Source organism: Citrobacter sp. C5_2 (assembly GCF_014596845.2).
GTDB classification, from domain to species: domain Bacteria; phylum Pseudomonadota; class Gammaproteobacteria; order Enterobacterales; family Enterobacteriaceae; genus Citrobacter; species Citrobacter werkmanii.
In genome coordinates, this window is record NZ_CP115032.1 from 720,629 (window position 1) to 740,896 (window position 20,268).

The following is a 20,268-nucleotide window of genomic DNA, read 5'->3' on the forward strand; positions in this document are numbered from 1 at the left end:
GATAAGACGCTTTAGCGCCACCATCCGGCAGTACCGTCACTCAGGATCTCTTTCGCGTTTTTTCTTCAGTTTAGTCCAGATCTTCGGCTCCTGACGGCGCCACAGACGCTGAATGTTGTCATGGTGACGTAGCAGAATTAAGCACGACAACATGGAAACCGGGAAAGTGAACTGGGGATTAAACCACCAGACATAAAAGGGAGCGATCAGCGCGCTGACGATAGCGCCCAACGACGAATAGCCGCTGAGCAAGACGGTCAGCAGCCAGGTTCCCGCCATTACGCCCGTTAAGTCCCAACCAATTGGCGCAATTGCGCCAAAGGCGGTGGCAACGCCTTTCCCACCCTTAAAGCCGAAGAATACCGGCCAGATGTGTCCCAGACAGGCAGCGATCGCTATCAATCCCAGCCAGAAGGGGCTGACGCCTAGCGCATAGGCGCCCCAGACGGGTAACATGCCTTTCAGTACGTCGAAAATCAGTACGGCGACGGCGGCTCCCTTACCACCGATGCGCAGCACGTTTGTCGCGCCCGGATTGCCGGAGCCGCTGTCACGCGGGTCCGGCAATCCAGCGAGGCGGCATACCAGAATGGCACTGGAAATAGAGCCGCAGAGGTACGCGAAGATAATCATTCCAGGCGCGATTGCACTCATAAGCTGTTCCGTTTTGAAAATGTCGTGTAAAACGCTACTTCTATGGATAATACGCATATTTCGCCGGAAGTGGTATCCGGGTTAGTCAAAAAGCAGGCGGGTCGTGATGGATATTGTATTTATAGAGCAACTTTCAGTAATCACCACTATCGGTGTTTACGACTGGGAACAAACGATCGAGCAAAAATTGGTGTTCGATATCGAAATGGCATGGGATAACCGTAAATCGGCTAAAAGCGATGATGTCGCAGATTGCCTGAGCTATGCTGATATTGCTCAAACGGTTGTTAATCATGTGGAAGGCGGACGTTTTGCTCTGGTAGAGCGCGTAGCGGAAGAGGTGGCAGACCTCCTGCTGAGTCGCTTTAATTCCCCATGGGTGCGTATCAAACTCAGTAAGCCTGGCGCGGTGGCGCGTGCGGCAAACGTCGGGGTTATCATTGAGCGTGGCAATAATCTGAAAGAAAATAATTAATTTAATAATTTCTAAAACAAACAGGTATAAAAGGGTCCTTTCGTCGGCTCTTTTTTGCCGTGGTTTCTTTATGTAGGGGTTTATTGATGAGTGATATGCACTCGCTGCTGGTGGCGGCAATTTTGGGTGTGGTCGAAGGTTTGACGGAGTTTTTACCCGTTTCCAGTACCGGCCATATGATTATTGTTGGCCACCTGTTGGGTTTTGAGGGTGATACCGCAAAAACATTTGAAGTGGTGATCCAACTGGGCTCTATTCTGGCCGTCGTGGTGATGTTCTGGCGACGCCTGTTTGGCCTGATTGGCATTCACTTTGGCAAAGCCCCACACGAAGGTACTGGCAAAGGTCGGTTGACGCTGGGTCATATCCTGCTCGGGATGATTCCGGCCGTTGTCCTGGGGCTGGTTTTTCACGATACCATCAAATCGCTGTTTAACCCGATCAACGTGATGTATGCGCTGGTGGTAGGGGGCCTGCTGCTGATAGCCGCAGAATGCCTGAAGCCGAAAGAGCCGCGCGCGCCGGGGCTGGATGATATGACCTATCGCCAGGCGTTTATGATCGGTTGTTTCCAGTGTCTGGCATTGTGGCCGGGTTTTTCCCGCTCCGGGGCGACGATTTCTGGCGGTATGCTGATGGGGGTGAGTCGTTACGCGGCATCTGAGTTTTCTTTCCTGCTGGCGGTGCCGATGATGATGGGCGCGACCGCCCTGGATCTCTACAAGAGCTGGTCTTTCCTCAGCGCGTCAGATATTCCGATGTTTGCAGTCGGTTTCGTGACAGCGTTTATCGTGGCGCTGGTGGCGATCAAGACCTTCCTGCAACTGATTAAACGCATCTCGTTTATTCCGTTTGCGATTTACCGCTTTATTGTGGCGGCCGCCGTCTATGTGGTCTTTTTCTGAATAATTTGATGAAAACATCCTGTTTGTTTACAGGATGTTTTCATTTATAAAATGAATAATCCGCTTTAATTAATATACTGTATATAATTGTTGTGCCAGCATTCTATGGTACAGATGATTTATATGGGAAATTAATTCATCACTTTAATCTTATTTTTAATTAAACACTGCATAAAAAGTTGTGTGCTTTATTTGCTTTGTTAAATAATGTGACTGCAGCAAAGTTAAATTTACATATATTTGTTTCTTAAATGGATGGCGTTTGAATGGAGTAAGTTATGAAATTAAACAAGATTGCACAGTCAGTTATTTTTGCCGCCATAGGGGTTCCTTTCCTGGCATCTGCGGCTTCTGTTACGCATAACGATGATACCAATAGTTTTTCTGGCCTTGATGCCTGGATGATGATTTCGAAAGATTTGGGAAATACCTGGGAAGCCTATACTGACGAAAGTCAGAATAACTTTCCGGGTTTAACCTATGGGATTATTGCTGCCAAGGATGAGCTTGCTATTATATCCCAGCCTTATGATCCAAACTCTACCTATAGAGGTGGAGAGAAAGTTCGCTTCCTGGGCTATTACTGGACGGCGCAATGGTGGGTTGATCAGGGGGTTAGTCCTTCCACGGATTCTGTATGGAAAAAGGGCGATAAAGTCAATTTTAACATTTACTCAGAATTTCAGTTTACCCCTTATACAGGGCAGAAAGCGGAAGATCTGCAAAATAGTGAGAAGAAAAGGGTTAAATCACAGCGCAAAGTGATTGGCTATTTTCCTGAATGGGGAGTTTACGAGGCGCATAATTACTTTACCCCCGATAAGGTGAACTATAAGGGCCTGAGCCATCTTAACTATGGTTTTGCCGTAGTTAAAAACGGTGTAGTGACGATGCATGATACTACGCAGGCGCCTAATTTAATGCGTGAGCTTGACAAGCTTACAGAAAAAAATAATGTCACGTTTATGCTTTCTGTTGGTGGTTGGGATAACTCACAGGAAGGCGTGTTTGAAGCGGCAACTCGCACAGATGAAGGCGTTGAGAAGTTGGCGAACAGCATGGTCGATTATGTCCATGCATGGAATTTTGATGGTCTGGATATTGACTGGGAGTATCCGGACAACGACAGCGAAAAAGCACAGTTTACTAAACTTATCAAATCATTACGCGCCAAGCTTGATGAGCAGGGGCGCAAAGACGATAAGTACTATCAACTTTCTGCCGCTGTCACAACCAACCATAACAATGTGGCATATATTAACCCGGCTGTTACCGCAGATTACCTCGACAGTATCAACGTGATGGCATACGACATTCACGGCGCTTTTGATGCAAAAACGGGCCACAATGCTCCGCTTTTCGCCAATCAAAAAGATGACGATCAGAAGTTGAATGTCTCCTCTGCGATGAGTGAATATGCGGATGTTTGGCAGATTCCTAAAGAAAAATTAATGATGGGCGTTCCATATTACGGAAGAGGATGGGGGTCTGTTCCTGCTACACAAATTGAAGCGGGACTGCCGGGGCTATTCGCGCCGGGTGAGGCGTCTGTAAAAGGCGCATGGGATGATGAGGGGCAATATACTGGCACCAACCCGTGGTATGTTCTGAAAGAAAAACTAGCCAGTGGCGAATACAAACGGTATTGGGATCCGCAGTCACATGTTCCTTATTTATATAGCGTAGGCAGTCAGGAGTTTTTAACCTATGATGATCCGCAATCTATTCGTGAAAAAGTAGATTACATCAACCAGCAAGGATTTGGTGGTGCGATTATCTGGGATATCAGTGGCGATACGGCAGATTATGAGTTAGGGAATATTGTTGATGATATTCTGACTACCTCAGTTGCAAAAGAGCAAGGTGCAACGCTCTACACTGATATAAATTATCTGGGTGATGATATTCAGACTAATGATGATATTTCATGTTTAGCCGATGTTAAATCCGCAACAGGCAAAAAAATGAATGATACTATCTCTTCAGTAAAAATTGCTGAGGGTAGTTTGGGTGTGAATGCTTTTACAAACTGTAATTATTCGGGGACAAAAATAGCGCTTCTGGAAAGTAACTCCGCGCTGAGTAGTGGTAATAATGCGATATCATCCGTAAAAATTATCAAGGCAATTGCTTACGAGGACTACGGACTGGAAGGGCGTTCTCTTGTTATGGATGGTGACATTAAGGATCTGTCAACTTACAGCCTCAATGATGCGCTATCTTCAATTCAGGTCGCTCAGGGTTACAAAGCCCGGCTATATGAAAATGGGAATTATAAAGGCAATTATATCGATATCACGGCCGGCAGTGCCGCAATACGTGATGGCTTTAATGATAAAGTTTCTTCTATTCAATTTATCAAAGAATAATTCCGTCTGATAAGAGCTCAACTTGCCCCTTTACAGGGGCAAGTTTTTTTAACCGATCGTCTTTTCTTGCTTCCAGGTGGCCACCGCTGCAATACGACGCCGGGTCAATTCCTCGCGAATCGCCTGACCTTTGAATCCTGCCTCAACGACGTCTTTCGTTGGCACCGCCTGCGCAACCTGCCAGGCTTCACGCAACAGCCTGCCTTGCGGATAATCCGCCGCTTCAAAGCCGGTACGCCCACGCACGTCTGCCTCGCTGGTCAGAGCGATTTGCTCCACGCGCTGTGGTTTACGCCAGGCATCGATGGAATCAAACAGCTTAACGATGGTTTTTGGCTGCAGGATTGGGAAGGTATGAATGAGATCGTGGAACTCTGCCACCAGTTTGGCTAAATCACGGATGTCATTTGGTACGCGCAGGCGTTGACACAGTTGCTCGACCAACTTGACGCCCGCCGGACCATGACCGTGATGGCGTGGCCACAGCGCTTTAGGCGTTAATGCTTTGCCAAGATCGTGGCACAACGTGGCAAAGCGCACGTCGACCTCGGGGCTTAACATGGCGGCCATCGACAGCGTCATCAGGGTGTGAATACCGGTATCGATTTCCGGGTGCCACTTCGCGGGTGCTGGAACGCCGAACAGGGCATCAACTTCAGGAAACAGAACGCGCAGCGCACCGCAGTCGCGCAGAACCTGAAAGAACACCTGGGGATTACGGGTAGTTAAGGCGTTTTCCGTTTCTTTCCACACCCGCTCTGACGTCAGATGCTCCAGTTCACCGGCAGCGGTCATGTCGCGCATCAATGTCATGGTTTCGTCAGCGATACGAAAACCGAGGTGCGCATAGCGGGCAGCAAAGCGCGCCACGCGCAGTACGCGCAGCGGATCTTCGCTAAAGGCGAGAGAAACATGGCGCAGCAGACGGTTTTGCAGATCGCTGCCTCCGTTATACGGGTCGATAATCTTCCCGTCGTCATCGCGGGCCATTGCGTTGATGGTCAGGTCGCGACGTTGAAGATCGTCCTCCAGCGTTACATCCGGCGCGGCGTAACAGGTGAATCCGGTATACCCCGAGCCTGATTTACGCTCGGTTCGCGCCAGCGCATACTCTTCCCGGGTTTGCGGATGCAGAAACACGGGAAAATCGCGGCCTACCTGCTGGTAGCCCGCATCGAGCATTTCTTGTGGCGTGGCACCGACAACGACCCAATCTTTATCTTTAACCGGTAGCCCTATTAACGCATCCCGAACAGCACCACCGACCAGATAAATCTTCACGCCACTTTCCTTTTGAAAAAAATCATCCCTTAATCATATGTCAGTGTGGCGGAGAAGGCGATTCAGTTCATCCAGCGATCTTTGCGTTTACGGCTTGGGATCATGTGCGGCAGAACCAGGCCGAGCAGCAGACCAAGACCCAGCACGCCGCCGCCGTACATAAACCACTGCATGATGATGGTGCGCTGTTTGTCATCAAGCTGCAGGTTGGCTGCGCTCACCTTCTTTTGCGCCACGATAAGTTCGTTTTTCAGCTTCTGATTTTCTTGTTTCAGCCCGTCGATCACGCTGTCGCTTTGCGACACTTTTTGCTGCATATCGGCGGTGCGCTGATTCCACGTAGTATCGATATTATTGAGCTTATCTGTCAGCGTCTTAACTTGGTTTTCCAGATCGGGAACGCGGGTACGTAGGCTTGGCGTACTGTTCAGCTCTTTCAGTGGGATCCAGGCGGTACGTCCGGTGCTGTCTTTCACCTGGGCATAGTTGGTGTTGGCATCGGTCTGTAATAGCGTGACTTCCTCGCCGGCGTTAACCGTACCCACGAGGCGATAATTATCTCCCGGACCGCTGCGGACCCAGGTGTTCAGTTCGTCAGAGACATAGCGCTTTTCTTCGGCATGTGAGACTGCAGTGGCGCTAAGTGCGAGTAAAGTTAATCCAATCAGGCGTAATTTTGGCATCAGGCTGTCGTTATTGTCATAGAAAGTGGAACGATAGTAGTGGCATCAGTGTCTCTACGCAAAGCATTCGACATCAATCGGAATCATCTGTGTCCTTTTTGCCACCACCCGAAACTTTTACGCCCGTCAAATTGCTCGTTGCATGGCAATTTGGCGCAAAATACTATCTACTTGACCATTAAGAACGAACTTAGTTCGCAGTCAGTTTTCTCAACTGTGACATAACCCATAAGTACAAGACCATGGCCCAGGAAATCGAATTAAAATTTATCGTCAATAGTGATGCTGTAGATGCGCTACGTGAGCGTCTGAATACGCTGGGAGGAGAGCATCACGCGCCCAGCCAGTTGCTGAATATCTACTACGAAACGCCGGATGCCTGGTTGCGTGGTCACGATATGGGCCTGCGTATTCGCGGGGAAAACGGTCATTATGAAATGACCATGAAAATTGCCGGACGGGTAACGGGCGGTCTGCATCAGCGACCAGAATATAACGTTGCGCTGAGCACGCCTGAGCTGGATCTCGCCCTGTTTCCCGCTGAAGTCTGGCCTGATGGCAAGCTACCCACGGAACTCGCTTCTCAGGTGCAGCCGCTGTTTAGCACCGATTTTTACCGTGAAAAATGGTGCCTTGATGTTGACGGTAGCCGGATTGAGATAGCCCTCGACCTTGGGGAAGTGAAAGCGGGCGAGTTTGCTGAGCCTATCTGTGAGCTTGAACTGGAACTGCTAAGCGGCGATACCCGTGCGGTATTGAAGCTGGCAAATCAGCTGGTTTCGCAAACCGGTTTACGTCAGGGCAGCCTGAGCAAAGCGGCGCGTGGCTATCATTTGGCTCAGGGGAATGCGCCGCGTGAACTCAAACCGACGCGCATTTTGCGGGTTCCGGCGAAGGCGAGCATCGAGCAAGGTCTGGAAGCGGCGCTGGAGCTGGCATTATCCCAGTGGCAGTACCATGAAGAGCTGTGGGTACGCGGCGTCAAGGGGGCGAAATCCGAGGTACTGGCGGCAATGGACCTGGTGCGCCACATTCTGATGCTGTTTGGCGGTAATGTGCCACGAAAAGCGAGCGCTCACTTACGTGATTTGCTGACCCAGTCGGAAGCAATCATGGCGTCGGACGTTTCTGCCGTTTCGGCGGTTTACAGCACACAAACGGCGATGGCAAAACTGGCGCTGACCGAATGGCTGGTAACCAAAGGATGGCAGCCGTTCCTTGATGCGAAGGCGCAGGGTAAAATTGCCGACTCCTTTAAGCGCTTCTCAGATATTCATCTCTCGCGCCATGCCGCCGAACTGAAAACCGCTTTTGCTCAGCCGCTGGGCGATCGCTATGCCGATCAGCTTCCACGCCTGACGCGCAACATTGATAGCATGCTGATGCTGGCGGGATATTATGACGAAAATGTCGCCTCGGAATGGATCGCCAACTGGCAGGGCCTGCGACACGCCATTGCGGCCAACCAATATATAGAAATCGAACACTTCCGTAATGAGGCAATCGCGCTGGAACCGTTCTGGCTGCACAGCGGAAAACGATAATCAGGACTGAGGCCGCCATCTGGCGCTATTCAAAGGATAACTCATAAATGAAGCAGCTCTCTTCACCGTTACAGCAGTACTGGCCGACCGTTGTTGAGCGGCTGCCAACAACAATATCTGAGTCCTCGCTTAGCGTGCAGGCGAAGTCAGTGCTTACATTCAGTGATTTTGTTCGCGACAGCCTTATTGCCCATCCTGAATGGCTGGTCGAGCTGGAAAGCGCAGCGCCTCAGGCCGACGAATGGCGACACTATGCCGCCTGGTTACAGCAGGCGTTGACCGACGTCAGCGATGAAAACACGCTGATGCGTGAGCTACGCCTGTTTCGCCGTCGCATTATGGTGCGTATCGCGTGGGCGCAGACGCTGTCGCTGGTGACGGAAGAGAGTATCTTGCAGCAGCTAAGCCATCTGGCTGAAACGCTGATCGTTGCCGCGCGTGACTGGTTATACGCCGCCTGCTGTCGAGAATGGGGAACGCCTTGTAATCCTGAAGGTGTTGCGCAACCGCTGCTGATTTTAGGCATGGGGAAACTGGGCGGCGGCGAGCTGAATTTTTCCTCCGATATCGACCTGATTTTTGCCTGGCCGGAGCACGGCAGTACGCAGGGCGGGCGACGCGAGCTGGATAACGCGCAGTTCTTTACCCGTATGGGCCAGCGGCTCATCAAGGTCCTGGATCAGCCCACAATGGATGGCTTTGTTTATCGGGTGGACATGCGTCTACGCCCATTTGGCGACAGTGGTCCACTGGTGCTGAGCTTCTCCGCGCTGGAGGATTATTACCAGGAACAAGGCCGCGACTGGGAACGTTATGCAATGGTCAAAGCCCGCATTATGGGCGATGCCGATGGCACTTACGTCAATGAACTCCGCGCCATGCTGCGACCGTTTGTCTTCCGTCGTTATATCGATTTCAGCGTGATCCAGTCTCTGCGTAACATGAAAGGGATGATTGCCCGTGAAGTGCGCCGTCGCGGACTGAAGGACAACATTAAGCTGGGGGCGGGCGGTATTCGTGAAATCGAATTTATCGTGCAGGTATTCCAGCTTATTCGCGGCGGACGCGAGCCGTCGCTGCAATCCCGCTCACTGTTACCGACGCTGAGTGCCATCAATGCGTTAAACCTGTTGCCAGACACCGATGCGGAGCAACTGCGCGCCGCCTATCTCTATTTACGCCGTCTGGAAAACCTGCTGCAAAGCATCAATGATGAACAGACCCAGACGCTGCCGGGCGATGAACTGAATCGTGCGCGGCTGGCGTGGGGAATGAACGTTGATGACTGGCAGCAGTTGACCGATGTGCTGGCGAGCCATATGCACAGTGTGCGACGGGTATTTAACGAACTAATTGGCGATGACGAAGCCGAAACACAGGAGGAGTCGCTGTCAGAACAGTGGCGCGAACTGTGGCAGGACGCCTTAGAGGAAGATGACACCACGCCGGTGCTGACGCATCTGGCGGATGACGATCGGCGACGCGTCCTGTCGCTGATCGCGGATTTCCGCAAAGAGCTGGATAAACGCACCATTGGCCCACGCGGACGCCAGGTTCTGGATCATCTAATGCCGCATCTCCTGAGCGATGTCTGTTCGCATGACGACGCCTCAGTTCCGCTATCGCGCATTACGCCGCTACTGGTGGGCATTGTCACCCGTACAACCTATCTGGAGCTGCTGAGCGAATTTCCCGGCGCGCTCAAACACCTGATTTCACTCTGTGCCGCCTCGCCGATGGTCGCCAGCCAGCTGGCGCGGTATCCGCTGTTGCTCGACGAGCTGCTGGATCCGAACACGCTGTATCAACCCACGGCGACAGATGCCTACCGTGATGAGCTGCGCCAGTATTTACTGCGCGTGCCGGAAGATGACGAAGAGCAACAACTGGAAGCGCTGCGCCAGTTTAAGCAAACGCAGCTGTTGCGTATTGCCGCGGCTGATATCGCCGGAACGCTGCCGGTGATGAAGGTGAGCGACCACTTAACCTGGCTGGCGGAAGCTATGATTGATGCGGTAGTCCAGCAGGCGTGGACGCAGATGGTCGCTCGCTACGGGCAACCCACCCATCTTGGCGATCGCGAGGGACGCGGTTTTGCCGTGGTCGGCTATGGCAAGCTGGGCGGCTGGGAGTTGGGTTACAGCTCGGATCTCGATCTGATCTTCCTGCACGATTGTCCGATGGATGTAATGACGGATGGCGAACGTGAGATTGACGGGCGACAATTCTATCTGCGTCTTGCGCAGCGCATTATGCACCTTTTCAGTACCCGTACCTCCTCCGGTATTTTGTATGAAGTGGATGCGCGGCTGCGTCCGTCCGGTGCGGCGGGGATGCTGGTAACATCAGCGGATGCTTTCGCCGATTACCAGCGTAACGAAGCCTGGACATGGGAACATCAGGCGCTGGTGCGCGCGCGCGTAGTATACGGTGACCCCCAGTTGACCTCTCAGTTTGACGCGGTGCGTCGCGATATCATGACCCTCGTCCGCGACGGAAATACCTTGCAAACCGAGGTGCGCGAAATGCGTGAGAAAATGCGTGCTCATTTGGGCAATAAGCATCGCGATCGTTTTGATATCAAAGCGGACGAAGGCGGCATTACCGATATTGAGTTCATTACGCAATACCTGGTGCTGCGCTATGCCCATGAAAAACCGAAGCTGACGCGTTGGTCGGATAACGTGCGCATTCTGGAATTACTGGCGCAAAATGACATTATGGAAGAGCAGGAGGCGCTGGCGCTTACCCATGCTTATACGACGCTGCGTGATGAACTTCACCATCTTGCCTTGCAGGAGCTTCCGGGCCATGTGGCGCCAGAGTGCTTTGAGGCTGAACGTACGCTGGTGCGCGACAGCTGGCAGAAGTGGCTGGTTGCCGAGTGAAGTGTGCTATTATCGCGCGCAAATTTTAAGACCCTCAGAGAATCTCTCAGGAGACAGGAATGAAAGTAACGCTGCCAGAGTTTGAACGTGCAGGAGTCATGGTTGTCGGTGATGTGATGCTGGATCGCTACTGGTACGGTCCTACCAGCCGTATTTCGCCTGAAGCGCCGGTTCCGGTGGTGAAAGTGGATACCATCGAAGAACGTCCCGGTGGCGCAGCAAACGTGGCGATGAACATTGCCTCCCTGGGAGCGAATTCGCGTCTGGTGGGCCTGACTGGTATTGACGACGCGGCGCGTGCGCTGAGCAAAACGCTGGCGGATGTGAACGTAAAATGTGATTTCGTCTCCGTACCAACCCATCCGACGATTACCAAACTGCGCGTACTTTCCCGTAACCAGCAACTGATTCGCCTGGATTTCGAAGAAGGTTTTGAAGGTGTGGATCCGCAGCCGTTGCACGAGCGTATTAATCAGGCGCTGGGTTCTATCGGCGCGCTGGTGCTCTCTGATTACGCCAAAGGCGCGCTGGCAAGCGTGCAGCAGATGATTGCGCTGGCGCGTAAGGCCGGAGTTCCGGTGCTTATCGATCCGAAAGGAACCGATTTTGAACGCTACCGTGGCGCTACGCTGCTGACGCCGAATCTGTCTGAGTTTGAAGCGGTTGTTGGTAAGTGCAAAAGCGAAGATGAGCTGGTGGAACGCGGCATGAAATTGATTGCTGATTTCGACCTTTCCTCTTTGCTGATCACGCGTTCCGAGCAGGGGATGACGCTGCTGCAACCGGGCAAAGCACCGCTGCATATGCCGACTCAGGCGCAGGAAGTGTATGACGTGACCGGCGCGGGCGATACGGTTATTGGCGTGCTGGCGGCGACGCTGGCGGCGGGTAACTCTCTGGAAGAAGCGTGCTACTTTGCTAACGCCGCAGCCGGTGTTGTCGTAGGTAAACTGGGGACTTCAACCGTTTCTCCCATTGAACTGGAAAACGCCGTGCGCGGTCGGGCAGATACTGGCTTTGGCGTGATGAGCGAATCTGAGCTGAAACAGGCCGTTGCCAGCGCCCGCAAGCGCGGTGAGAAAGTGGTAATGACCAACGGGGTGTTCGACATTTTGCATGCGGGGCACGTCTCCTATCTGGCAAACGCGCGCAAGCTGGGCGATCGCTTGATCGTAGCGGTAAACAGCGATGCTTCGACCAAACGTCTGAAAGGCGAAACGCGTCCGGTCAACCCGCTGGAACAGCGGATGATCGTACTGGGCGCGCTGGAGGCCGTCGACTGGGTGGTCTCTTTTGAAGAAGATACACCGCAGCGTCTGATTGCGGGCATCTTGCCGGATCTGCTGGTAAAAGGCGGCGATTATAAGCCAGAAGATATTGCGGGCAGTAAAGAGGTGTGGGCGAACGGCGGTGAAGTGCTGGTGCTGAACTTCGAAGACGGCTGCTCAACGACTAATATCATCAAAAAGATCCAAAAAGACAGCGATAAATAATCGCCGGGAAGTTTGCCGGATGGCGGTGGAAACATCTTATTCGACCTACGAGGTTATGGGCCGGATAAAACGCGTGAGCGTTGCCATCCGGCATTTCTGTTTCTTATTCTTCAGTGGTTTTTTCAACAGGCTGTGGACTGTTTTTCAGCGGTTCAGCTTTACGATGACGCTCTGTCTCAAAGGCGCCGATTGTCGCGTTTTGCTACAGCATCTTTTCACTCTCAGCATGAGGCGTAGGTTTCATAGGAAAGTGTGAGCCTGGGCTATAAATTTGCGCACATTATGTACAAAACCATTTCGCGTATAGGGAAATACTGAAATCAGAAAAAGCATATGGCCTTAGCAGATATTCAATAACTGGAGGGTATGCTCATGCACAGCAACATGTATTCAATGAACAATTTCGATTTCCTGGCCCGCAGTTTTGCCAGGATGCAGGCTGAGGGCCACCCTGTTGATATCCAGGCCGTCACGGGCAATATGGATGAGGAACATCGTAGCTGGTTTTGTAAACGTTATGCGCTGTACTGCCAGCAGGCGACAGAGGCGAAGAAACTCGAACTGGAACACTAACAGAAAAACGGGCCTTGCGGCCCGTTGTCGTTTTTACTCTTGCGGATCGACTGAAGGGATCGCAGGGGCAGGCTTAACTTCTGCCGTTTTTTCACGCGCTTCCAGCTCAGTCAGGCGTTGTTCAAGCAGCGCCAACTTTTCACGGGTACGCAGCAAAACCTGAGTCTGCACATCAAACTCTTCACGGCTTACCAGGTCCAGACGGGTCAGTTGTGACTGCAGCGTTTGACGAATTTTCTTCTCGACGTCTTCCCCAAACTCCCGGATCCCTTTCGGCATCGACTCGTGAACCTGACGAGCAATCTGCTCAATTTTTTTCGGGTCAATCATTGTGGTTTCCCTGAACTGGTACGTGTTGCTGCTTATTGTAGTGCGAATGGGCGCAGGCATAAACCAGAATTGTGTGAAGCTAAGTCGAGTAAAGGCGTTGATGAAGGTAATCAATAGCGTTATAGTTAACCCGCTTATTCTCAGGGCGGGGCGAAATTCCCCACCGGCGGTAAATCAGCTTAATGCTGAAAGCCCGCGAGCGCTTTGGGTGCAAACTCAAAGGTCAGCAGATCCGGTGTAATTCCGGGGCCGACGGTTAGAGTCCGGATGGGAGAGAGTAACGATCCAGTCGGGCATGGACCCGCTCACGTTATTTTTTTGCCGCTTAGACGGTACTCCTAAGACTGCCCTGATTCTGGTAACCATAATTTTAGTGAGGTTTTTTTACCATGAATCAGACGCTACTTTCCTCTTTTGGTACGCCTTTCGAACGTGTTGAACATGCGCTGTCTGCGCTGCGTGAAGGACGCGGTGTAATGGTGCTTGACGACGAAGATCGTGAAAACGAAGGCGATATGGTTTTCCCGGCAGAGACCATGACCGTTGAACAGATGGCGCTGACCATCCGTCACGGCAGCGGTATTGTTTGCCTGTGCATCACTGAAGACCGACGCAAACAGCTCGATCTGCCAATGATGGTGGAAAATAACACCAGTGCTTACGGTACCGGTTTTACCGTGACCATTGAAGCCGCAGAAGGCGTGACCACCGGCGTTTCCGCGGCAGACCGTGTCACTACGGTACGTGCGGCAATTAAGGATGGCGCAAAACCTTCCGATCTGAACCGCCCGGGACACGTTTTCCCGCTGCGCGCTCAGGCAGGCGGTGTGTTGACTCGCGGCGGTCACACTGAAGCCACCATCGATCTGATGACGCTGGCAGGCTTTAAACCCGCCGGTGTGCTGTGCGAACTGACCAATGACGATGGCACCATGGCGCGCGCGCCGGAGTGCATCGAATTTGCCGGCAAGCACAATATGGCTGTGGTCACTATCGAAGACCTGGTGGCTTACCGTCAGGCGCATGAGCGTAAAGCCAGCTAATTGCTCATAACCACGCTTGTCGTGCCAGGGATAAAAAAACCGAAGTCAGTTTTCTGGCTTCGGTTTTTTGTTATCGAGGCCTGCTTATATTTAAAATGTTCCGCAATTAAATGGTATTGCCGAAAGTGGAGTTTAAATAATCCTGTTTATTGGCCGGGAAAGAGATGAATTATCAGGGGTTAGCGATTTTATCACTTTGTCTTAAGTGAGCTGAGGATATTTATAGAATAATAAATATTATTTAGAAACAGGCTTGTTTCTACATTGTTTTATTTTTAATACACGTTTTGTCATTCTCTGCACAGTTGGGTTATATGATCGAAATCATATATTTGTTTCTGTGTTATGCCACTATAGGGGTAGGTCAGAATAAGGTAGTGTAAATTTTTAACGTTAAATGTTTAATGATGTTAAATATTAAGGGTAAAAGAATGTTTATTGCCTGGTATTGGATTGTATTAATTGCACTCGTTGCGGTGGGTTATTATTGTCATATGAAGCGTTATTGTCGTGCGTTCCGCCAGGACAGAGATGCGCTGCTTGAGGCGCGTAACAAACTCTTTCGTCGATCTGGCGAAGATAACGGCACGGTTAAGGGACAGGAATAGTCCTTCGCGTTCTGCTATGGATGAGCGGATGCTGTTAAACTTGCAGGGTGGCATCCGCCCTCTGGATTATCCGATTCCCATGGACTGGAGAATGACGAGACTTAACCCCATCACCGACATTCCGCACAATACCCCATAGCTGGGATTATTATTGGGATCGATCTCTTTTGCCAATGGCATCAATTCATCGACGGACAGCGCGACCATAATACCTGCGACGGCCGCCATTATCGCCGCCATCACTACCGGCGAAATCAGACTACCGAGAATTAACCACGCCAGTACGCCGCCCAATATTTCTGCCATGCCCGAAATCCCGGCCCAGAATATCGCGGTGCGTTTAGATCCCGTAGCCGCATAAACCGGACCCGCCACGGCTAATCCTTCAGGAATATTGTGTAATGCGACGGCAAGGGCAATACCAAAGCCCAGTTCGAGGTTGCTGCTGGCGGTAACAAATGTCGCAATTCCTTCCGGGAAGTTGTGCAGGCTAATGCCGAGTGTCAATAAAATCGCGGTACGCCGGATGGAACCGGGTAAAGGCTGCGTGGTTTTTTGCACCAGATCCTGGGGGTGAGCATGCGGCAGTATACGATCGAGGCCAAAGTAGCCCAGCAAGCCCACAATAAACATCCCGTAGCCCAACACCGGCGACATGCCGTCAGCGGCCAGCGCAGCGGGCAGCATCTCCATAAGGGATATCAGTAACATAATTCCGGCAGCGAAACCTAAAGAAAAGGCAAGAACGCGGTTAGAGGGTTTTTGCCCCAGCACGCCGAGAAATGCGCCAATAAACGTGGCGGCGCCTGCCAGTAAAGTCAGAAGTAAAGGTACTGACATCGACAAATCTAACTCCTTATCAATCTGCTGTTCGGGCCAGATCGTCAAAATAACTGATGATCTTCATCATGGTTATCTGAGTTCTTCATCAACCGAAAAAGCGTATTGTGATGGTATCAAAATGACTCCCTCAGTAAGGATATCATCATGTCTTCAGCTCGTATGCCAGCATTGTTTTTGGGCCACGGTAGCCCGATGAATGTTCTGGAAGATAACGTTTATACCCGTGCCTGGCAGCAACTGGGGGAAACGTTGCCGCGTCCGAAAGCCATTGTGGTGGTGTCGGCGCATTGGTTCACTCGTGGAACAGGTGTGACGGCGATGGAAGCGCCAAAAACAATCCACGATTTTGGCGGTTTTCCACAGGCGCTGTATGACACGCATTACCCGGCCCCGGGTTCACCGGAACTGGCTCAGCAACTGGTTGACGTGCTTGCTCCGGTGCCAGTGACCTTAGACCAGGAAGCGTGGGGCTTTGACCACGGCTCATGGGGCGTGCTGATCAAGATGTATCCGAATGCGGACATTCCGATGGTGCAGCTGAGTGTCGACAGTACCAAACCCGCGGCCTGGCATTTTGAGATGGGGCGCAAACTGGCGGCGTTGCGTGATGAAGGCATTATGCTGGTGGCCAGCGGTAATGTGGTACACAACCTGCGTACTGCGCGTTGGCACGGTGAGAACACGCCATACCCGTGGGCGACCTCATTCAACGATTATGTGAAGGCCAACCTGACATGGCAGGGACCGGTTGAACAGCACCCGCTGGTCAACTACCTCGATCATGAAGGTGGATCGTTATCGAACCCGACGCCGGATCACTATCTGCCGCTGCTGTACGTTTTGGGCGCATGGGACGGTAAGGAACCGGTGACGATCCCGGTTGACGGTATTGAGATGGGCAGTTTGAGTATGCTGTCGGTGCAGGTAGGGTAATTAATGCCGGATGGCGCTGCGCTTATCGGGCCTACGGTTCATGCCGTAGGCCGGGCAAAGCGGAGTCGCCATCCGGCACAACGATTATTCGACAAAAATATGCGGATAGAAGCGCGAGAGATCCTGAGTGATCAACGCTCTGTCTTCACGAATGCCGATGCCTGCGGGTTGATCGTTGATCAGCCAGCTGCCAATCAGCATATAGCTGTCGCCAAATTTCGGTAGCTGATGGAACTGCTGGACGATCATGCCTTCTTCGCCATACGGCCCTTCCACGGCTTCGATCGTTTTCCCGTTCTCGATGATGGAGACGTTAGCGCCTTCACGCGAGAAGATTGGCTTAACGACGAATTTATCCATCTGCGGATAGTCGTCTTCGGCGAAATAAGCAGGCAACAGGTTCGGATGGTTCGGGAACATTTCCCACAACAGCGGTAATAGCGCCTTGTTGGAGATGATGCTCTTCCAGGCAGGTTCCAGCCAGCGAACACCCGCGTCTTCAAGCTTAGTGGAGAACATTTCACGCAGCATGAATTCCCACGGATAGAGCTTGAACAGGTTAGCAATAACCTGATCCTGCATATCCGTGAACTGACCTTTTTCACCCAAGCCAATATCTTCGACATAGAGGAATTCAGTGGCGATCTCAGCCTCGGCAGCGCAATCCTGCAGGTACTGGATCGTACCGCGATCTTCAACCGTATCACGACAGCAGGTCAGATGCAGCAGTTGAAAACCATACTGTTCACGCAGTTCGGTGAAACGCTCGATCAGCTTTTCCTGCAGACTGTTGAACTGATCGCTGCCTTCCGGCAGGTTGCCGGCATTGAGCTGATCTTCCAGCCAGATCCACTGGAAAAACGCGGCTTCGTACAATGACGTTGGCGTATCAGCGTTGTTTTCCAGCAGCTTGGGTTCACCTGTGCCGTCCCACGCCAGATCCAGACGAGAATAAAGCGACGGTTGCTGTGTCTGCCAGGACTGGCGGACAAAGCCCCAGGTATGCTTCGGAATGCGGAATTTTGTCATCAGCTCATCGCTGGCGATGACCTTTTCCACCACTTTGAGGCACATTTGATGCAGCTCTGCGGTGACCTCTTCCAGCTTTTCAACCTGGGCAAGCGTGAGCTTATAGTACGCGTCTTCACACCAGTACGGCTCGCCGTACATGGTGTGAAAGTTGAAACCGTATTCGGTGGCCTTATCGCGCCAGTCCGGGCGCTCAACAATACTGACTCTTTCCATGACCATCAGCCGCCCATTGAACGTGTAGTGGTACCGCTGGCGCTACGTTGCATGGTGCTCTGTTTAGCCACAGATTCGCCAAATCCGCCGCGGGTGACGGTAGTGGTGGTGGCCGGTTTCGGCGCCATGGCGGTTTTCGGCACGGTCATGGTGCGGCCCGGCGTCGCTGCGCCGTAGTTTTTACCGCTGGCGTCAGTGTACTTGCCGTATGCCGGACTGGCCGGGTTTTTCGAGCTGAACAGTGGCTGCTGAGCGCCCATTCCGCCGCCCATCAGTCGGCCCATCATGTAGCCTGCCATCAGCGGCATCCAGAAGCTGCCGCTGCTTTGATTCTGCGCCTGAGCCTGGCCTTCGCCGGTCGGCGCCATACCCGCTTGCGCAGGTGCTTGTTGGCACTGGCCTTCGCCGAATTCAGCGATACAGTCTTCGCGAGTGGCATATTTTGGCGCAGTGCGTTCCGCTTCTTTCAGCGCATTGTTGAACGCGGTGGTACATTCGGCGCTTTTACCCGGATTCGCTGCTGAGCAGTCGTCCGCGTTTTGATAAAGCGAAACCGTTTCGTCGCTCTTTTCACAGCCCGCGAGCATAAACACAGCGGTAACTGCCAGGGCGACAGGAGTCAGATGGCGCGCGCTCCAGCTTTTGCGGAACGAAGCGTGATGTATTGATTTTGTCCGTTTCATATATGTCTTCCAGGACCCAGTGGTAAATACTGCTCAGAATAGAGGATGACTGGTCGAAATTGAAGCGGGAAGAGGCGAGAATGCGCAGGAAGGGGCGGATCTTTACGTTGTCTTACGTTCAGACGGGGCCGAAGCCCCGTCATCAGCATTAATTACGGAACGGGTTGGTGCCGTTGCTGCTGGTTGTACGTGCTGCTGTCGGCTGCGCCGCTGGCGTCGTGCTGTTGGACGTATAACCATCCGCGGCGGCGTCTTGCTGCGCGTTTTGCGGGGCGATCGTATCCGGGGTAGTGGATACCGGTTTACCCAGCGTATTGTTCAGGGCCACCAGATCCTGCTCGTTCAGCGTACCGAGCGCGGATTTAACGTTTAACTGATTGATTAGATAGGTGTAACGCGCGTTAGCCAGCTGTTGCTTGGCGTTGTACAGCGTGGTGGTGGCATCCAATACATCCACGATGGTACGTGTACCAACGGAATAACCGGCTTCCATCGCATCCAAAGAACTTTGCGCAGAAACAACCGCTTGTTTGTACGCGTTGATGCTACTGATGGACGCATTAATGTTGTTAAACGAAGAACGAACGGTCTGCACCACGCTGCGGTGTGCGCTTTCCAGTTGTTCGCTTGCGCCAACAAAGTTGTACTGCGCCTGTTTCACCTGCGAGTTAACCATTCCGCCCTGGTAGATAGGCAGCGAGAAGCTCAGGCCGATTTTGTTCTGGCCCATGTTGCTGTCGTCATACTGGGAGGTGTTGGTTTTGGAACCGCTGTATGACGTATCAGATACGCCAGTAGATGCGGTCAGGTCCAGAGTCGGTAAATGACCGTCCTGTGCCAGGCGAATCTGTTCACGCGCCAGATCCTGGCTCAAACGCGCCTGCAATAAGGTCAGGTTGCGGTTTTCCGCTTCTTTCAGCAGTGCGTTCACCGCCTGCGGTTTGTTGGTTTTGAAGCCGTCAACGTTCAGCGAAGCCAGTTCCGGGTAGTAGTTACCGGTCACCTGGCGCAGTTGTTCCACTGCGTTATCCAGATTGTTGCGCGCGGTAACTTCGTTTGCCAGCACGGTATCGTATTGTGAACGGGCGTTCTGCACGTCAGTGATAGCGACCAGGCCAACGTTAAAACGCTGAGTGGTCTGATCTAACTGACGGTAAACCGCATCTTTCTGTGCCTGGGTGTAAGACAGCACGTCAATTGCGTTCAGTACGTTAAAATAGGCGGTGGCGGTATTCAGGATCAGCGTTTGCTGATCGGTCTGATAGGTCACGTCCTGGATGCCCGCTGATTTTTCTTGCAGCGTCAGGGCACGCCATTTTGACATATCAAAAATGGACTGAGTTAACTGCAGAGATGCGCTGGTGGCGTTGGAGTTGACGCCATTTGCATCACGGTAGCCATTGCTGTAGGTGTAATCGGCACCTAATCCCAGTTGCGGCAGTAATGGGCTACGCGCTTCGTTAATTTTTTCGAATGCAGCATCGCGATCGGCGGCGGATTTACGCAATTCCGGGTTGCTCAGGCGTGCTTGCTGATAAACCTGCATCAGGTTCTCTGCCTGGCTCAGAGTACTGAACCCCGACAGGCTCAGGCCGATAAGGATGGGGAGCAATTTCTTCATTTGCATTCCTTGTTGTGAAGCAGTATTTAGCGCTGATCAAATTGTAAAAATATTTGCTGATTCTAGCAGAATCCGCCACTGCAAAAAGTTGGCGTTA

General features: G+C 52.1%; 18 protein-coding genes and 1 riboswitch. Of the genes, 10 read left to right on the forward strand and 8 right to left on the reverse strand.

The window, feature by feature from the left end; genetic code table 11:
- Positions 1-36: 36 nt before the first annotated feature.
- The gene (plsY, locus tag ICA20_RS03550) at positions 37-654 is read right to left on the reverse strand and encodes a glycerol-3-phosphate 1-O-acyltransferase PlsY (protein ID WP_003828443.1); all 618 of its coding nucleotides are present in this window, start codon (positions 652-654) and stop codon (positions 37-39) included.
- 106 nt (positions 655-760) lie between these two features.
- Between plsY and folB the strand changes: the two genes are divergently transcribed.
- The 3 genes from folB (at position 761) to ICA20_RS03565 (ending at position 4,403) form a co-directional block, all read left to right on the forward strand.
- Complete coding sequence (gene folB / locus ICA20_RS03555; protein WP_038633959.1) at positions 761-1,129, forward strand: bifunctional dihydroneopterin aldolase/7,8-dihydroneopterin epimerase; 369 nt, start codon at positions 761-763, stop codon at positions 1,127-1,129.
- A gap of 86 nt (positions 1,130-1,215) precedes the next feature.
- Positions 1,216-2,034 (forward strand): undecaprenyl-diphosphate phosphatase, encoded by an 819-nt coding sequence (bacA, locus tag ICA20_RS03560; RefSeq protein ID WP_038633957.1) that lies wholly within the window; start codon positions 1,216-1,218, stop codon positions 2,032-2,034.
- Positions 2,035-2,312: 278 nt separating this feature from the next.
- Positions 2,313-4,403: a glycosyl hydrolase family 18 protein gene (locus ICA20_RS03565; RefSeq protein WP_038633954.1), complete on the forward strand. Its 2,091-nt coding sequence runs from the start codon at positions 2,313-2,315 to the stop codon at positions 4,401-4,403.
- Between the two features lie 48 nt (positions 4,404-4,451).
- Here the strand turns inward: ICA20_RS03565 and ICA20_RS03570 are convergent, their stop codons facing one another.
- Positions 4,452-5,684, reverse strand: a complete 1,233-nt coding sequence (locus tag ICA20_RS03570) for a multifunctional CCA addition/repair protein (RefSeq protein ID WP_038633951.1) — start codon at positions 5,682-5,684, stop codon at positions 4,452-4,454.
- Positions 5,685-5,746: 62 nt separating this feature from the next.
- On the reverse strand, positions 5,747-6,367 hold the full coding sequence (locus ICA20_RS03575) for a TIGR04211 family SH3 domain-containing protein (protein ID WP_038633948.1): 621 nt from the start codon (positions 6,365-6,367) through the stop codon (positions 5,747-5,749).
- Between the two features lie 242 nt (positions 6,368-6,609).
- Between ICA20_RS03575 and ICA20_RS03580 the strand changes: the two genes are divergently transcribed.
- The 4 genes from ICA20_RS03580 (at position 6,610) to glgS (ending at position 12,865) form a co-directional block, all read left to right on the forward strand.
- On the forward strand, positions 6,610-7,911 hold the full coding sequence (locus ICA20_RS03580; protein ID WP_038633946.1) for an inorganic triphosphatase: 1,302 nt from the start codon (positions 6,610-6,612) through the stop codon (positions 7,909-7,911).
- Between the two features lie 47 nt (positions 7,912-7,958).
- Positions 7,959-10,799, forward strand: a complete 2,841-nt coding sequence (gene glnE, locus ICA20_RS03585) for a bifunctional [glutamate--ammonia ligase]-adenylyl-L-tyrosine phosphorylase/[glutamate--ammonia-ligase] adenylyltransferase (RefSeq protein ID WP_038633944.1) — start codon at positions 7,959-7,961, stop codon at positions 10,797-10,799.
- Positions 10,800-10,858: 59 nt separating this feature from the next.
- Positions 10,859-12,292, forward strand: coding sequence for a bifunctional D-glycero-beta-D-manno-heptose-7-phosphate kinase/D-glycero-beta-D-manno-heptose 1-phosphate adenylyltransferase HldE (hldE, locus tag ICA20_RS03590; RefSeq protein WP_038633941.1), 1,434 nt, complete (start codon positions 10,859-10,861; stop codon positions 12,290-12,292).
- Between the two features lie 366 nt (positions 12,293-12,658).
- Positions 12,659-12,865 carry a cell surface composition regulator GlgS gene (glgS, locus tag ICA20_RS03595; RefSeq protein WP_087856824.1) on the forward strand — a complete coding sequence of 69 codons (207 nt, stop codon included), beginning with the start codon at positions 12,659-12,661 and terminating at the stop codon, positions 12,863-12,865.
- 33 nt (positions 12,866-12,898) lie between these two features.
- On the opposite strand, the gene ubiK is transcribed toward glgS, so the two are convergent.
- Complete coding sequence (gene ubiK, locus ICA20_RS03600; protein WP_038633935.1) at positions 12,899-13,195, reverse strand: ubiquinone biosynthesis accessory factor UbiK; 297 nt, start codon at positions 13,193-13,195, stop codon at positions 12,899-12,901.
- A gap of 132 nt (positions 13,196-13,327) precedes the next feature.
- Positions 13,328-13,478, forward strand: a riboswitch (FMN riboswitch).
- A gap of 106 nt (positions 13,479-13,584) precedes the next feature.
- On the opposite strand from ubiK, the gene ribB reads away from it, so the two are divergent.
- Both ribB and ICA20_RS03610 read left to right on the forward strand, forming a co-directional pair.
- Positions 13,585-14,238 (forward strand): 3,4-dihydroxy-2-butanone-4-phosphate synthase, encoded by a 654-nt coding sequence (gene ribB, locus ICA20_RS03605; RefSeq protein WP_038633931.1) that lies wholly within the window; start codon positions 13,585-13,587, stop codon positions 14,236-14,238.
- A gap of 431 nt (positions 14,239-14,669) precedes the next feature.
- Entirely contained in the window at positions 14,670-14,846 is a 177-nt protein-coding gene (locus ICA20_RS03610) for a hypothetical protein (RefSeq protein ID WP_069324349.1), read from the forward strand.
- 66 nt (positions 14,847-14,912) lie between these two features.
- On the opposite strand, the gene zupT is transcribed toward ICA20_RS03610, so the two are convergent.
- A complete protein-coding gene (gene zupT / locus ICA20_RS03615) occupies positions 14,913-15,686 on the reverse strand; it encodes a zinc transporter ZupT (protein WP_038633928.1) in 774 nt (257 codons plus the stop codon).
- A 147-nt stretch (positions 15,687-15,833) separates the two neighbouring features.
- On the opposite strand from zupT, the gene ygiD reads away from it, so the two are divergent.
- On the forward strand, positions 15,834-16,622 hold the full coding sequence (gene ygiD, locus ICA20_RS03620; protein WP_038633925.1) for a 4,5-DOPA dioxygenase extradiol: 789 nt from the start codon (positions 15,834-15,836) through the stop codon (positions 16,620-16,622).
- Positions 16,623-16,706: 84 nt separating this feature from the next.
- Here ygiD and ICA20_RS03625 read toward each other — a convergent pair whose 3' ends face one another.
- The 3 genes from ICA20_RS03625 to tolC form a co-directional block, all read right to left on the reverse strand.
- Positions 16,707-17,867: a glutathionylspermidine synthase family protein gene (locus ICA20_RS03625; protein ID WP_038642878.1), complete on the reverse strand. Its 1,161-nt coding sequence runs from the start codon at positions 17,865-17,867 to the stop codon at positions 16,707-16,709.
- Positions 17,868-17,872: 5 nt separating this feature from the next.
- On the reverse strand, positions 17,873-18,550 hold the full coding sequence (locus ICA20_RS03630) for a DUF1190 family protein (protein ID WP_006688037.1): 678 nt from the start codon (positions 18,548-18,550) through the stop codon (positions 17,873-17,875).
- Between the two features lie 148 nt (positions 18,551-18,698).
- A complete protein-coding gene (tolC, locus tag ICA20_RS03635; protein ID WP_110496816.1) occupies positions 18,699-20,177 on the reverse strand; it encodes an outer membrane channel protein TolC in 1,479 nt (492 codons plus the stop codon).
- Between the last annotated feature and the right edge of the window lie 91 nt (positions 20,178-20,268).